Annotated in this window: 14 protein-coding genes and 2 pseudogenes; 6 read left to right on the top strand and 10 right to left on the bottom strand. The window is 62.4% G+C overall.

Annotated features, from left to right (window positions below):
• Positions 1 to 990 (top strand): ABC transporter substrate-binding protein (locus U0C82_RS12240; RefSeq protein WP_322187408.1); only part of this gene is annotated, 990 nt, incomplete at its 5' end.
• A gap of 86 nt (positions 991 to 1,076) precedes the next feature.
• Here the strand turns inward: U0C82_RS12240 and U0C82_RS12235 are convergent.
• From U0C82_RS12235 to U0C82_RS12225, 3 genes and pseudogenes are all read right to left on the bottom strand, one after another.
• Positions 1,077 to 1,265 (bottom strand): annotated as a pseudogene (locus tag U0C82_RS12235) (dihydropyrimidinase); the annotation flags it as partial.
• Positions 1,266 to 1,313: 48 nt separating this feature from the next.
• A complete protein-coding gene (locus U0C82_RS12230) occupies positions 1,314 to 2,057 on the bottom strand; it encodes an aspartate/glutamate racemase family protein (protein ID WP_322187407.1) in 744 nt (247 codons plus the stop codon).
• 46 nt (positions 2,058 to 2,103) lie between these two features.
• Complete coding sequence (locus U0C82_RS12225) at positions 2,104 to 2,808, bottom strand: GntR family transcriptional regulator (protein WP_322187406.1); 705 nt, start codon at positions 2,806 to 2,808, stop codon at positions 2,104 to 2,106.
• 239 nt (positions 2,809 to 3,047) lie between these two features.
• Between U0C82_RS12225 and U0C82_RS12220 the strand changes: the two genes are divergently transcribed.
• From U0C82_RS12220 to U0C82_RS12205, 4 genes are all read left to right on the top strand, one after another.
• The gene (locus U0C82_RS12220) at positions 3,048 to 4,046 is read left to right on the top strand and encodes a TRAP transporter substrate-binding protein (protein WP_322187405.1); all 999 of its coding nucleotides are present in this window, start codon (positions 3,048 to 3,050) and stop codon (positions 4,044 to 4,046) included.
• Between the two features lie 104 nt (positions 4,047 to 4,150).
• Positions 4,151 to 4,573 carry a TRAP transporter small permease gene (locus U0C82_RS12215; protein ID WP_322187404.1) on the top strand — a complete coding sequence of 141 codons (423 nt, stop codon included), beginning with the start codon at positions 4,151 to 4,153 and terminating at the stop codon, positions 4,571 to 4,573.
• Complete coding sequence (locus U0C82_RS12210; RefSeq protein WP_322187402.1) at positions 4,570 to 5,850, top strand: TRAP transporter large permease; 1,281 nt, start codon at positions 4,570 to 4,572, stop codon at positions 5,848 to 5,850. Before U0C82_RS12215 ends, U0C82_RS12210 begins: the two co-directional genes overlap by 4 nt.
• A gap of 23 nt (positions 5,851 to 5,873) precedes the next feature.
• Positions 5,874 to 7,214 carry an amidohydrolase family protein gene (locus U0C82_RS12205; RefSeq protein WP_322187401.1) on the top strand — a complete coding sequence of 447 codons (1,341 nt, stop codon included), beginning with the start codon at positions 5,874 to 5,876 and terminating at the stop codon, positions 7,212 to 7,214.
• Between the two features lie 186 nt (positions 7,215 to 7,400).
• Here the strand turns inward: U0C82_RS12205 and U0C82_RS12200 are convergent.
• A pseudogene (locus tag U0C82_RS12200) lies at positions 7,401 to 7,568 on the bottom strand (transposase); the annotation flags it as partial.
• Between the two features lie 316 nt (positions 7,569 to 7,884).
• Between U0C82_RS12200 and U0C82_RS12195 the strand changes: the two are divergent.
• Positions 7,885 to 8,880 carry a CAP domain-containing protein gene (locus tag U0C82_RS12195; RefSeq protein WP_322187400.1) on the top strand — a complete coding sequence of 332 codons (996 nt, stop codon included), beginning with the start codon at positions 7,885 to 7,887 and terminating at the stop codon, positions 8,878 to 8,880.
• A gap of 343 nt (positions 8,881 to 9,223) precedes the next feature.
• Here the strand turns inward: U0C82_RS12195 and U0C82_RS12190 are convergent, their stop codons facing one another.
• From U0C82_RS12190 to U0C82_RS12165, 6 genes are read right to left on the bottom strand one after another with little or no spacing between them, the layout of a single operon-like run.
• Positions 9,224 to 9,421, bottom strand: a complete 198-nt coding sequence (locus U0C82_RS12190; RefSeq protein ID WP_322187399.1) for a hypothetical protein — start codon at positions 9,419 to 9,421, stop codon at positions 9,224 to 9,226.
• A gap of 31 nt (positions 9,422 to 9,452) precedes the next feature.
• Positions 9,453 to 10,226 (bottom strand): phosphonoacetaldehyde hydrolase, encoded by a 774-nt coding sequence (phnX, locus tag U0C82_RS12185; protein ID WP_322187398.1) that lies wholly within the window; start codon positions 10,224 to 10,226, stop codon positions 9,453 to 9,455.
• Between the two features lies 1 nt (position 10,227).
• Positions 10,228 to 11,367, bottom strand: coding sequence for a TIGR03364 family FAD-dependent oxidoreductase (locus U0C82_RS12180; protein ID WP_322187396.1), 1,140 nt, complete (start codon positions 11,365 to 11,367; stop codon positions 10,228 to 10,230).
• Positions 11,364 to 11,948, bottom strand: a complete 585-nt coding sequence (gene phnN / locus U0C82_RS12175) for a phosphonate metabolism protein/1,5-bisphosphokinase (PRPP-forming) PhnN (RefSeq protein ID WP_322187395.1) — start codon at positions 11,946 to 11,948, stop codon at positions 11,364 to 11,366. The genes U0C82_RS12180 and phnN overlap by 4 nt, the downstream gene beginning before the upstream one ends.
• Positions 11,938 to 13,074, bottom strand: coding sequence for an alpha-D-ribose 1-methylphosphonate 5-triphosphate diphosphatase (locus U0C82_RS12170; protein ID WP_322187394.1), 1,137 nt, complete (start codon positions 13,072 to 13,074; stop codon positions 11,938 to 11,940). Before U0C82_RS12170 ends, phnN begins: the two co-directional genes overlap by 11 nt.
• Complete coding sequence (locus tag U0C82_RS12165; protein ID WP_322187443.1) at positions 13,071 to 13,754, bottom strand: DUF1045 domain-containing protein; 684 nt, start codon at positions 13,752 to 13,754, stop codon at positions 13,071 to 13,073. The genes U0C82_RS12170 and U0C82_RS12165 overlap by 4 nt, the downstream gene beginning before the upstream one ends.
• Between the last annotated feature and the right edge of the window lie 48 nt (positions 13,755 to 13,802).

Raw genomic sequence — 13,802 nt, 5'->3', positions numbered from 1 at the left:
AAGTCCCATGTGGATCACTCCATTGCCCTCCTCGCTCAGCGCGATCGGAGGGAAAGGTCACATGGGTCAAATCTCAGTGGAAATCAGGCGACATCCCGGGTCAGTTCCGCGTGGAAATCAACAGGCGTCGAATGGATTTCTATTCCGGACGACAACACGCGTATGCTGAATGTTCAGGCCGGCCAACTCGATGCGGCCATTTTCGTACCCTTCTCGCGGGTTCAGCAGCTTCAGCAGGATTCCGAGTTGACTGTTCATCTCGAACCCTCGACGCGTGAGGATTCGCTGTTGATCAACCACGATCACGAGCCTCTCGGCAACAAGGCGGTTCGCGAAGCGATCGATTTCGCGATCAACCAGCAAGAGATCGTCGATGCGGTCACGTTCGGAATCGGCAAGCCGGCGAACTCGTACATTCCGGCCGGCGCCCTTTATTACAACGAAGACAATCTTGAGCGTGAACACGATCCGGAGAAAGCCAAGCAGCTTCTCGCGGACGCCGGCGTCGACGACCTGACGCTCGATTATGTCGTCAAGGCCGGCGACGAAGTCGATGAGCAAATCGCCGTCCTGCTACAGCGACAGCTCTCTGAGGCCGGCGTAACGATCAATATTCGGAAGGTTGACGCGAGCCAGCAGTGGGACATGCTGGTTGATGGCGACTATGACATCGCAGCCGCCTATTGGACGAATGACATTCTCGATCCTGATCAGAAGACGACCTTCGTCCTCGGTCACGACACCAACATGAACTACATGACCCGATATCATTCCGATGTGGTCAAACAACTGGTCGCGGACGCCCGGACCGAAATGGATCCGGCAAAACGCGAAGAGATGTACGTGAAACTTCAAGAGCTCGCGAAGGAGGATGTCAACTGGGTCGACCTCTACTACAGCCCATACATCAACGTATCGCGTTCGAACGTTGAGAATTTTTACCAGAACCCACTCGGTCGGTTCTTCCTAGAAGACACGGTAAAAAACTAGGAACTTTCGCTCTGAAGCGAGAAGACACCGCGAATCGATAAGTGGTCTGCGGTGTCCGAAGACCGTTATCTCTCGTTCCGATCACCCTGGGCGATGTGGACATGGCGGTCGATGACGCCTGGCAGCACATATTTACCGGCGGCGTCGATCGTCTGCGCTGCCTCCACCATCTCGCCGCCGATCTGGACGATGATGCCGTCCTTGATGCCGATATCCGCAGAAAACACGTCGGAGCCACCGATCGGCGACGATCGGGCGATTGGCCTCCGAAAAATTCGGGGCTTCCGTTCTGCGGAGGCTGGGGGCGTAGCATCGTCAGCCGATCATCGATGGCCGATCCAGTCGGCGAGCGGTTTGGCAAGGCCGATGCTTTCTTTCGGCATCGGACGCTTGAAGCTGCCGGCGGCCGGCGCGCGCGGATTGAGGGTTGCGAGCGTGACGGCCTGCAGCACCGCGGCCGCCACGCAATCGACGATCGGTACCTCGATCCGGTCCCTCACCTTTCTGGCAAGCCCGGCCAGGGGAGCGCCCGCGAGAACCACCACGTCCGCGCCGTGTTCTTCGACGGCGCGGCGCGCGAGTTCGACGAGCATGTCAGCTCGCTCGTTCTGCACGTCGCCGACGGAGCGGAAGGCGTTGTCGAGGGTCAGGACGCCCGCGCATCGCGCGTCCAGACGATGCATGGCGACGCATTCCCTGTACCAGGGCCCGAGCGCCTCCGCGAAGGTCACGATCGCAAAGCGTCCGCCCAGCATGCAGGCCGTCAGCATGCCGGCTTCTGCCATGCCGACGATGGGCACGGAAAAGAGCTCGCGCGCCGCGCCGAGGCCCGGATCGCCGAAAGCGGCGACGATGGCGGCATCGTACTGGCCCTCGCGCTCGGCGAGGATCTCCAGAGCGACGCCGGCCCCGATCACCGCTTCGGCCCGTGTCGCGATATAGGGGACACCCCGATCGGCGGTGACGGACGTCAGTTCGACGGACGCGGGCGCCACGGAGCGTGCGGCCTCGGTGATGAGATCGGTGATGTCGCGCGAAGTGTTGGGATTGAGCAGCAGGAGACGCAAGGGATTTCAACCTCGATTGAGTGACACGGCAGGGTCGACGGAACCCTCAGGCGGCGTTCGAACGATCACGGAAGTTGGCGATGATCGACCGACCGGTTTCCAGAACGTGCCGGGAGAGCAGTTGCCCGGCGCGCTGGGCGTCCCCTTCCTTGAGAGCGAGAAGAATGTCCCGATGCTCGCTGACGGAATGACGCCAGCGTTCCGGGCTTTGCAAGGCCTGGTATCGCGCCCGTTCCAGCCGGGGAAACAACCATCGGTGGGCTGCCACGAGAACATCGTTCTTGGAGCCGGCCAGGATCGACTGGTGAATGTCCTGGTTGAGACGGAAATAGCGCTCCCGGTTCCCCGAGGCGAACTCGTCCTCGATCTCGCCCTGCAGCTGGTCGAGGCGTTCGAGTTCGTCCCGCGTCAGCCGCTCGGCCGCGAGCTCCGCGCCGGAGCGTTCGATGCCGGCGGCGGCCTCGAAGAGGTCCCGGACCTCGTCCGGATCGAGGCAGGCGACACGCGCGCCCTTGTTCGGGACGAGATCGACCAGCCCCTCGGCGGCGAGAAGCTTGAACGACTCGCGCAAGGGCGTGCGGGAGATGCCCAGCACTTCGCTGAGCACCTTCTCGCCGAGCCTGGCACCCGGCTCGAGTTCCCCCTCGACGATCATCTGCCGCAGACTGTCGGCTGCCACGTCGTGCAGACCTGCCCGACTGATCGGATTCGTCATCTGTGGAACCGACACGGTGATTCGATTGCGTCCCATGGGCACTCCCTGATCCTGTACTCTGTGCATACGCGCCCGGTGATGCCGTTTTGAAGCCCGTATCCGCCAATAATCCAGGCAATGCCTGTACGCTATCCAAGCATGCTGCAGAAATTGCATGCAATCCACAAAAAAGAGTTGCGTTCGCGGAAATAGGGGCGAATGCTGAGCTTGGTAGGCCGACGGAACCGCCGATCGGAGCATCGTCAACGACCATCAGAACCCACGGAGATCCGCCAATGACGCGCCTTCTTGCAAGAGCCACCCCGCTCCTCCTCGCGACCCTTCTCTCATCGGCCGCCCTGGCCCAGACGACGCTCCGCGTCGCCGGCAACTTCCCCGAGGATCATTCGGCGACGCAGGCCATGGAGATCTTCAAGGAAGAGCTGGAAAAGCGTACCGACGGCGCGCTGGTGGTGCAGAACTTCCCGGCGATGCAACTCGGCGGCGCGCAGGAGAACGTCGATCAGGTGCGCTCGGGCGCGATCTTCGCGGTCTTCACCTCGGTCGCCTATTTCACCCGTTCGGTACCGGAGCTGGAAGCCGTCAGCCTGCCGTTCCAGTTCGCGACCCGTGAGCAGGCCTTCAAGGTGATGGACGGTCCGGTCGGCGATCTGCTCGACGAGAAGCTGCTCGAGCAAGGCTTCGTCAATCTGGGTTACGGCGAACTCGGCTACCGTCACGTGACCAACAATGTCCGGCCGATCGAAACGCTGGAAGACCTGAACGGCCTTACGGTCCGACTGCAGCCGAACGAGGTCCATCTGGAGACCTTCCGCGCGCTCGGCGCCAATCCGCAGTCGATGGATATCTCCGAACTCTATTCCGCCCTGCAGCAGGGGGTGATCGACGGCCAGGAGAACCCCTACAACATCACCTTCACCCGCAGGTTCTTCGAGGTACAGGAGCATCTCTCGGACACCGGCCACTTCTTCGATTTCATCAACGTCGTCACCAATCGTCAGACATTCGAAAATCTTCCCGACGAGCAACAGACGGCCGTGCGTGAGGCGATGGATGCCGCCATTCGATGGCAGCGGGAGGAAGCCGCGAGTGTGGACCAGGCCTATCGCCAGCGTCTGGTCGACGAAGGCATGACGCTCACGCAGATCACGCCGGAGGCGCGCGCTGCCATGCAGGAGGCCGTGGCCCCGGTCGTCGACACGGTCCGCGAGCGCATTGGCTCGGACGTGCTCGATCTCGTCATGTCGCAAACTGCAGCAGCAGCCGGACAATGATCTCGGGCGGCGAGAAGAAGGAGGGAGCTTCGGCTTCCCTCCCCGTCCTCATCGGCGTCGTGCGCGTCCTCGACCGCGTGTCCGCGTCGGCGATCGTTATATCGATGGCGGCGATGACGATCCTGGTCGCCGCTCAGGTCTTCTTTCGCTATGTCCTTTCCTCGTCGATAGATTCCGCCGATGAACTGTCGAGGCTCTTCTTCGTGTGGTCGATCTTCCTCGCACTGCCGCACGGTATCCGATACGGCGTCCATGTAGGGATCGATCTTCTGCCCATGGCACTTTCGGCAAAACTGCAGGACCTGCTGTTTTGCGCGATGAACATATTTTCTGCAGGGCTGATGATCGCGGTCGCCTATGCCAGCTGGCTCATCATCGTCGACAAGTGGGCCGAGCGCATGCCGACGCTGCCGCTGACGGCGTCCCTCTACTACCTCCCCGTTCTCATCTGCTGCGCTCATGCCGTACTGCACATGGTGCTGCTGATCTGGAACGGCCCCCGCCTGTGGAAGGACGTATCCCTGTGACCGCTGTAACCCTGACAGTCTTCGCGATCTTCGCAGCGTTCGGCATGCCGCTCGCCTTCGCGCTGGGGATCGCATCGCTGGGTGCTCTCTATTACGGCGGGATGGACGTCTCGGTCCTGCCTCAACGGATGATGTACGCGGTCAACAGCTTTCCGCTGATGGCGATCCCGCTCTTCATGCTGGCCGGCGAACTGATGGTGAAGGCGGGCATCATGGAACGGCTGATCGGCTTCTCCCAGAGCCTGGTGGGACGCATGCACGGGGGCGTCGCGAACGTCGCGATCGTTGCCGGCACGGTTCTCGCCGCCGTCAGCGGGGCGGCCGTCGCGAGCGCGAGCGCGTTGGGCTCGACCCTCGTTCCGGCGCTGCGCAAGCAGTATCCCGACGTCTATACCGGTGCCATCATCGCCTCGGCGGCCAATCTGGGACCGATCATTCCGCCCTCGAACGCGATGATCGTCTATGCGCTGATGGCCGGATCGTCGGTGTCCGTCGGCGGAATGTTCATGGCCGGCATCGTGCCGGGCATCATCCTTGCCTTCGGGTTCATGGGGCTCGCCTCCTTCATCTCCTGGCGCCGCGGCTATGCCTTGTCGCAAGACAAGTTCGACCTGCGCCGCGTCCTGACCGAAGCCCGGCGCGCCTCGCTCATCCTGCTGATGCCGATCGTCGTCGTCGGCGGGATCGTGGGCGGAATCTTCACCGCGACGGAGGGCGCGGCGATCGCCGTGGTCTACGCACTCGTGGTCGGGTTTTTCATCACGCGGCAACTGAGCATCTCCGAATTGCCCGGATGCCTGTTCCGGGCCGCCATCATGGCGGCGATGGTCGGCGCGCTGATCGCCTTCGCTGCGACCGTGACGTTCGTCTTCACCATCGATCTGATCCCGATGCGGCTTTCGGCATGGCTTCAGGCGCTGACGGACAATCCGCAGGTCTACATCCTCCTGGTGATGGTCCTGCTGATCGTCGTCGGCATGCTGATCGAATCCAACGCCGCCTACATCATGCTGGTGCCCCTGTTCGCGCCGGTGGCGCAGAGTTTCGGGATCGACCCGCTCTTCTTCGGCTTCCTGTTCATGTTCAATCTCGTGATCGGCCAGATGACGCCGCCGGTCGGGGTGCTTCTCTTCGTCATGAGCGGCATCACGCGGGTCCCGATCGGGCGGCTGTCGTGGGAAGTCGCGCCCTTCGTGGCTTTCCAGTACTTCGTCCTCGCCCTGTGCATGCTGTTTCCGCCGATCGTAACCTGGCTTCCGACGGCGCTTGGATATTGACCATGACGGATGCATGCACGACCATGAGCGCGATCGACCTGGCCATCTGCGGGGCGAGCGTCCTGACGGCCGATCCTATACGGCCACGGATCGACGATGCGACGATCCTCGTTCGGGGGGACCGGATCGCCGAGATCGTGGCAGGGCCAGCGGAGGCGTCTCGCCTCGAAGGCGTGCGCCGCATCGACGCGCGCGGCAAGGTCGCGACGCCGGGGCTCGTCAACGTCCACACCCATGCCATCCTGACCATGGTGCGGGGCGTTGCCGAAGACATGGGCTTCGCGCCCGCCTATACGCCCGGTGTGCCGCACGGCCACGATGTGAGCGAGGAGGAAGCCGTCGCCCTCGCCCGCCTCGGAGCCCTCGAGGCGCTTCTCTTCGGCTCCACCCTTCTCAACGACACCTTCGTCCACCAGCACCTGACGCTTCCCGCAATGGCCGAGACGGGCATCCGCGCCTGGGGGTGCGGGCGCATTCACGACGTCGATTTCAGCCGGGTGCATCTCGGCGAATGGGAGCACAAGACCGAAATCGGCCGGCGGACGCTCGACGAGGCCATCGCGCTGCATGCAGCCTTCGACGGCAAGGCGAACGGGCGCATGGGCGTCCAGCTCTCGCCCCACGCGCCCGACACTTGCTCGCGCGATCTCCTCGTCGAGATCCGCGAGACGTCGGCGACGCTTCGATGCCGGGTCAATACGCACCTGTCCCAGAGCAAAGTCGAGGTGGGGCGCATTCGCAGCCGCGAGGCGATGAGTCCGCCGGAACTGCTCGACGAGATCGGTCTCCTCAACGACCGGCTGATCGCGGCACACTGTATCCATGTGGATGCGGCGGACATCGCTCGCATCGGCCGCAACGGCGTCCATGTCGCGCATATCGCCAAGGGCAACCAGACGCACGGTCATACGGCGCCGACGCAGGCGTTGCGCGAAGCCGGCGCTTCCCTGACGCTCGGCACCGACAACATGCACGCCGACATGGTAGAGGTCATGCGTTGGGCGCTTGCGACAGGCCGCCTGCAGAAGGGTTGTGTCGACGAGGACTGGCAGCCGCATACGGTGTTCGAGATGGCAACAATGGGTGGCGCACGCGCGATGGGTCTCGATGCGGAAATTGGCTCGCTTGAAGTCGGGAAGAAGGCCGATATCGTGCTGTTCGACTACCACCGCCCGCATCTCGTGCCATTCATCGATCCACTTGGCAATCTAGTCCACACGGCACAAGGGCGCGACGTACACACAGTCATTATTGACGGCCGTGTGGTCGTGGAGAATAGCAGGGCATTGCTGATTGATCAGGACGAGATCATCGCAGATGCGCAACGGGCCGCCGTCGCCTTGTGGCAACGCGCCAAAATGTAATACCAACTCTCATTGATGAGAACCCATGCGCCCATTCACGCAGTCCGATTGACATAATGCGCCATGGCTGAGCCTCGATTTTCCGCGACGCTTGGCAAGCATCATTGAGGATGTCGTCGTAGGATTCGAAAATTCAGTTCGATAACCAGTTATCCCGCACGACCTGCTACAGGACTTCGACAGGATCTAGGACGTGTTGACAAAGTCTCTTAGCCAGATACGTGCTGCGGCGAGGCAGAGGAGGCCCAGGAAGGACCTGGTAGTTTTATCGTAGCGTGTAGCGATGCGCCGTGCCTGCTTCAGCCGGTTGAACATACGCTCGATGCGATTGCGATCCCGATACTGACGGAAGTCACAGGCAGCCGGTGTTCGACGGGCGGAAGAACTCCGCTAGACGACGCCTAAGCGCTTGCCAGGCTTCGTGATGGGCGCACTGATGGCGCACCATCCAAATACATGAGAGACATAGCGAAACAATACGACCGCCGCGTGGACAATTAGCTCGCCGCTCTAAGACCTGCCGCTGTCAGCGTCTGAATTGCTTCGTTATGTTTAGACGTCCATTTACGGTGATAGAGAAGGCGTCTGCGTGAGAGCAGGGTGGACTTTCACAGCCTCCGGTACACGTCTGACGCGGCAAGTAAGTCTTTCACGGGAAGGAACAACGATAATGTGGTTGACGGACAGAATAGCTCAGCTTGCAACTGGGACGGTCGCAGTCGCATCGACGGCCACACTTTCGGCTGCCTTGACGATCTGTCTCGGATATACCGGGTCGGCAGGTGCAGTGGAGCCAGGCAATCTCGACGCTCTACGAGAAGAAGCTCTCGCGGAAGTCAATTCGGACCGTGCCGAATATGGTCTTCCGGCACTCGAGTTGCAGGAGGCGCTCAACGAGTCCGCGCAGATCCATGCTATGGATATGGTCCAGAATGATTACTACGCGCATGTTTCGCCAGAAGGTGTTGGGCCGCAGGATCGGTTTCTTAATGCCGGAGGAAGCCTCGCCAAACTGGTGGAGGAGAATATAGCGCGCTGCTCAGGTTGCGCTCTTCCACCGGATGAGAAACGCGTGCAATCCTTCGAAAGCGGTTGGATGAATAGTCCGTCCCATCGCAGCAATATTTTGAACGACGGGCTGGAAGGCTTTGGCTTCGGGATTGCCGGTAAGGAGGGCGAAATTTTCGCAGTCCAAACTTTCGCAGGCCCTGGAACGTCGCCGAGCCTTGGTCCCGACCAGAGCACCGAACCGGTTGCCGAGAGCAAGCGGTCTCGGATGATGGTTTCAATGTTGAACCAAGCCCGCGAGCGACAAGATCTGCCACCCCTCTCCAACAACGCAACCCTCGCTGCTGCGGCAGAAAACATACTGCCGGAGGATGGGAAGGGCCTCCTTACCGGAAACGGCGACACCGATCTAATTGCGGCTTTGCCGGCCGATGAGCGACGAAGTTGGCACACGCTGCAGGTCGTGTCCGCCGGATGCGGGGGTTGCGGCGTTGAGATCACGGATGCCGACCTTGATTATTTTCGCAACCAATGGCTCAACAATCCGCAATTCGCTTCGACCGTGACGAACGACCGGTTAGACCAAGCCGGCGCCGCCTTTCTTTCAAATGGCGAAGGCGCCAAACGCGCGGTCGTGGTCTTCGGTGCACGCCGGTGAGATTGGATCATTTGCTCGGTACCCTTGCGCCGGAGTTACTGGTGTGCGGGCTAACAATCGCGTATCCGAGAGGTCGAACAACTCAGGCTGGGTCAAGAGGATGCAAGAGATCACGCGATGAGGTGACTAGAAGGCTGGTCGGATCACGATAGACTGAAGCCCTGCGTCATCGGCTGACCGAAGCGCTCAGCAACACAGTTCGCCTACACCCGCTTTCCGGCGAGAATTTTGTAATTGATGCATGACCACAAGACTGGTACACAGGGCAATGGTTCGCGGGTTACGAAACTCGATAATTCAATGACTTAGTCGAATATTTGGTGGAATCCCCCCCTCTCCGCCATCAAGCTTCCAAGCTGTCGAACTTCAAATCCGCTTTTGCGAGCATGAGCGGCAGATCGATCGATCGCATGGCGTGACGCAACGCACGATCACCGACTGGCGTCATCGTCTCGCGGCGATCCGGCGCGCGCCCGGCGCGCCGCGCAACAGGGCGGATCGATGACCCCATGGCGGCATGGAACGCGATGATTTGCGGCAACGGCCCAAGGACGCACTGATTGGTCGGGGGCTCAGAGCCTCTCCAGAAGCGTAGGCAGGTCTGCAACCGTGTCGATGATGTGGTCAGCACCGGCGGCCTTAAGCTTTGCCCCGACACGCTCGCGAATAGCGGCACGTTCGCCGTCGCCGAGCGCTTCGAACGCTTCGTAGGAAAGGCCAGACTCATTGCCAGAGAGCGCAACGCCGACCGTGATGCAGCCAGCGTTCGCGCCCTCCGCAATGCCGGGTTCCGTGTCATCGACCTTGACGACAGCACCGGCTGGCCAGACACCGAGATCGAGGAAACAGCGGTACAAGCCCATCGGGGTCGGCCGGCCGATGGCGAGATCGTCGGCGCAAACGCAGTTTTCGGGCGTGAAGCCCTGCTCCGCGGCGCGGGGAAGGACCTTCTCCATGATGGCCCGGGTGTAGCCGGTGGTCGAACCCACCTTGATACCGCGCCTTGTGAGCCAGCCGAACGTCTCCGCCGCGCCCGGCACGAGCTCGCAATAGTCAGCGACGACATCGATGTTCCGAGACACGAAGCGCTCGTAAACACGGGTCACGGCATCCTCGCCCGGCCTTGACCCGTGCGCGTCTTCCCAGCGCCCGGCGATGTGCGGCTCGGCCAGCATCTGCGCAATGTGATCGCGTTTCGGCAGGCCCATGGGTCTGCGCGCATCGGCGATGGTAACGTCGACGCCGAAGCTTGAGAACGTGTCGACGAACGCCCCCATCGGCGCAAAGGAGCCGAAATCGATGACGGTTCCGGCCCAGTCGAAGACGACGGCCTTGATCTCCAGCATGTCAGGCTCCTGCGTTCGCGCCGTAGAGATCGGCGATGGTTTCCTCGCCAATGGCGAATGACGTCGAGGCCCCGCAGCCGGCGGTCACGACCACGAGCCGGACGCCCTCCTCCGGCGTGTCGGTCAGGCGCCACCGGCCTTCTGCCGAGGCGTATGTGCCGATCCAGTTTCCGGTCGTCCTCCGCTCCGGCAAGTCCAGGATGCGATCGAATTCTGCAAGGATGAGATCGTCGACGGCGGTGCTGCCGAACGGGTCCGGCGTTGCGGCGTAGTGATGGCTGTCGCCGACGACGAGCGAGCCGTCCGCGGACTGGGTGACGATGAGGTGGACACCGTTTTTTCGCGCATCGCGGCGCTCCTCATCCAAGCGGGCCTTGAGCGCGGACGCTTCGGTCAGATCGGCGTAGCCGCGATAGCGTGCCAGTCCGAGATCCGACATGACGGCGGTCTTGAGCTCGACCGCAGACGCCGGTTCGATGCGCATCATCTGGAGCTTGCACCGGGTGACCCCGTAGGCGGCGATCCTGTCGGGAAACAGCGTCGATGTATCGTCGCCGGGACAAACGATGATGGCCTCGGCCTCGACGACACGTCTCGACGTCACGAGCCGACCGGTCTCGACGACGCGCACGGCCTCTGCGAAACGGAACGTCACGCCGTGTCGTGCCGTCAGAAAAGCCGCGATCGATGCGATCGCCGTCCCCGATTCGACGCGGATCTCGTGGGGACTGTAGAGGGCGCAGCGAACGTCGCCGTTCAGCGCCGGGACGTAGTCGCGCGCTGCGTCCCGCGAGAGCTTTCGGCATTCTGCGCCCATATCGCTTGCAAGGAAGGCGTCGATCACCGCCTCGGCTTCCCGGTAGCGCGCGGCAACCGTCATGCCGCACTGGAGTATCGGAATGCCGGCATCGCGGGCGACCTCCTGCCAGAGCATGCAGGATCGTCTCGCCTTCTCCCAGCAATCGCCGGCCTCCTGGCCGGATACGGTGATGAAGCCGAAATTGCGCACCGACGCGCCGTTCGCACGCGCGTCCCGATCGAAGACGACGACCCGCTTGCCGCGCCTTGCACCGGCCAGTGCGTGGGCAAGGCCGACGATCCCTGCGCCGACGATCGCGATGTCGTAGATCTCTTTCGTCACGACGCGATCTCTTCGAGAACGGCACAGAACCGCCGCGATGCGACGTCCACCGCACCGGAATTGTCGACGGTCCAGTGCCCGACAAGCCCATCCGGCAGTTCGCCCGGGCCACGCCGCGCTACGCGTTCGCTTGCGGACTGACGATCCTCGCGGCCTCGCGCGACGATCCGCTCGACGAGCACGTCCTGCGGCGCCGTCACGGTGATGGCGGCGACCCGTTCCATCGACGCCAAAGCCGGTGCAATCGAATGCCGGGAGAGGTTGGCGATCACGCAGGCACCGTTCGCCATGTCGGCTTGGTGGGTGGACGGCACTCCATAGGCGAGCCCGTGCGCCCGCCACGTGAGGCAGAAGCGACCGGCTGCTTCCCACGCCTCGAACCGTTGCGGATCGAGCGTGTCGTGATCTTCGGCATCCTCGTTGGCTGCCCGCGTGACGACGCGCCGCGCGAAGACGAAGCGGCTGTCGCTTTCGAAGCGTTCGCATGCCCGCCGGATCAGCGTGTCCTTGCCGGCACCGCTCGGTCCGACGACGGCGATGAAGACGCCGGACCGGCTGACTGGCATGGTATCAGGCGACACGTCGACCCTCACGATAGACCGCACGCACGATCGGCGGACCGTCGGCCCCCTTGTCGATGCGAACGAGATCGGCGCGTTTTCCGATCGCGATCTCACCGCGATCGGCCAGACCGACCGCCGTCGCCGGTGCGCTTGTGACCAGCCTTATCGCCTTGGGCAGGGAAAGGACCTTTTCCCCCGCCAGCATGAAGGCGGCCTGAAGCAGCGAAAACGGGACATAGTCCGACGACAGGATGTCGAGTTGGTCGTTCTCGATGAGGTCGAGCGCAGCGATATTGCCGGAATGAGAGCCGCCCCGCATCACATTGGGCGCACCCATCAGAACCGAAAGGCCGGCCGCCTTCGATGCTTTCGCGGCCTCGATGGTCGTCGGGAATTCGGCGATCACGGTGCCGTAGGATAAGGCCTCGCCGACATGGGCCGCGGTCGCATCGTCGTGGGAGGCGAGCGTGATGTTTCGCTCGCGAGCCGCGGATGCGATCGTCTTGCGGCTCGTGTCGGCGTGTTTTGCCGAATCGGCCATGCGCTTCGCGCTGAACGCCTCGAATTCCTCATCGGTCAGGTTCTTCTTTCGCTGGTAGAAGACCCGATAGGCATCGAGATCGGTGAACTGGCGCTGGCCGGGCGCGTGATCCATGAGGGAGACGAGCTTGACCCGCGGATTGTCGGCCAAGCGCCCGAAACCATCGACGGCATCGGCGGCGGAGACTTCGCAGCGCACGTGGATGAAGTGGTCGGAGCGCGTCCGCCCTGTATCGACCGCCTCACCGATGAGCCTGCCCATTTCGACCATGTCGTCGACCGTGATCGTCTCATCCTCGTCGGTGCCGACGCGAATGGCATCGAACACCGTCGTGATCCCGGACGCGGCGATTTGCGCATCATGGGCCTGGATCGCCGCGAGCTTGTTCCAGAAGACGCGGGGGCGCGGAATATAATGTCCCTCGATGTGGTCGGTATGGAGTTCGACGAGGCCCGGGATCATGAGATCGCCGCCCATGTCCTCGCCACCGGTCCGCCCGGAGCCGATCTCGGCGATCCGCCCATCGCGAAGCACCAGGTGGCCGTCTACGATCTCGTCGGAAAGAACGATACGAGCGTTGGTGAAGATTGTTTCGTGCGTCATGCGATCTTTTCAGTTGAGCTGCCGCCGAAGCGGTGTGACGACCGGACGATGAAGGGCGCACCGGGTTCGGATTCCTGAAACAGCGCGAGCCGGTCGATTAGAAGCGGCGCCCCTATGAAGTCTGCGAAATGCTCCTTCGCCAAGGGTTCGATCCGATCGATCTCAGAGACCTCGAGCGCGTCGGTCAGCGTCATGTGGAATTGGAAATCCTCCAGAACGAAGGGGTAGCCCCACGCGTCGAGATAATGGCGCTGGCGCTCCGTCAAACCGGCAGGATTGCGGCGGGCGACCTCGTCCGGGTTCAGGGGTCTGCGAAACCGTTCGAAAGTCCGGAGGACGCCGAGCTGCAAATCGCGCAAGTGATCCGGCTGTTTCTGCGGCACGAGGGCAAGGAAGCGCCCGAGCCGCGCAAGCATCAGCCGGTCGATCACCACAGGGCTCTGGGCGCGGCAGAAGTTCGATAGGACTGCCTCGAGCTCTGCCGGATCGCAGCCTGGAACCGGCCCGAAGGGTGCCCGGATCGTCGCGTGAAACCCGTAGCGGCGCGCCGAACTCAAATGGACGTCAGCGATCGCCGAAGGCCAGGTTTCGCCCGTATAGGCATTGCGCCCGAGCCAATCGGCACCGGCCTTGGCGAACGGATCGTCCGCTTCGGGCGTATAATAGAGGGCAAGCCGCATCACGTCGCCAATCGGATCAAACCGCGATCTCCGTCTCGTCGAAAGCCC

The organism is Fulvimarina uroteuthidis, assembly GCF_034321785.1.
Taxonomy (GTDB): Bacteria; Pseudomonadota; Alphaproteobacteria; order Rhizobiales; family Rhizobiaceae; genus Fulvimarina; species Fulvimarina uroteuthidis.
Note: the sequence above shows the minus strand (reverse complement) of the source record. Positions and strands in the feature narration are given on the sequence as shown.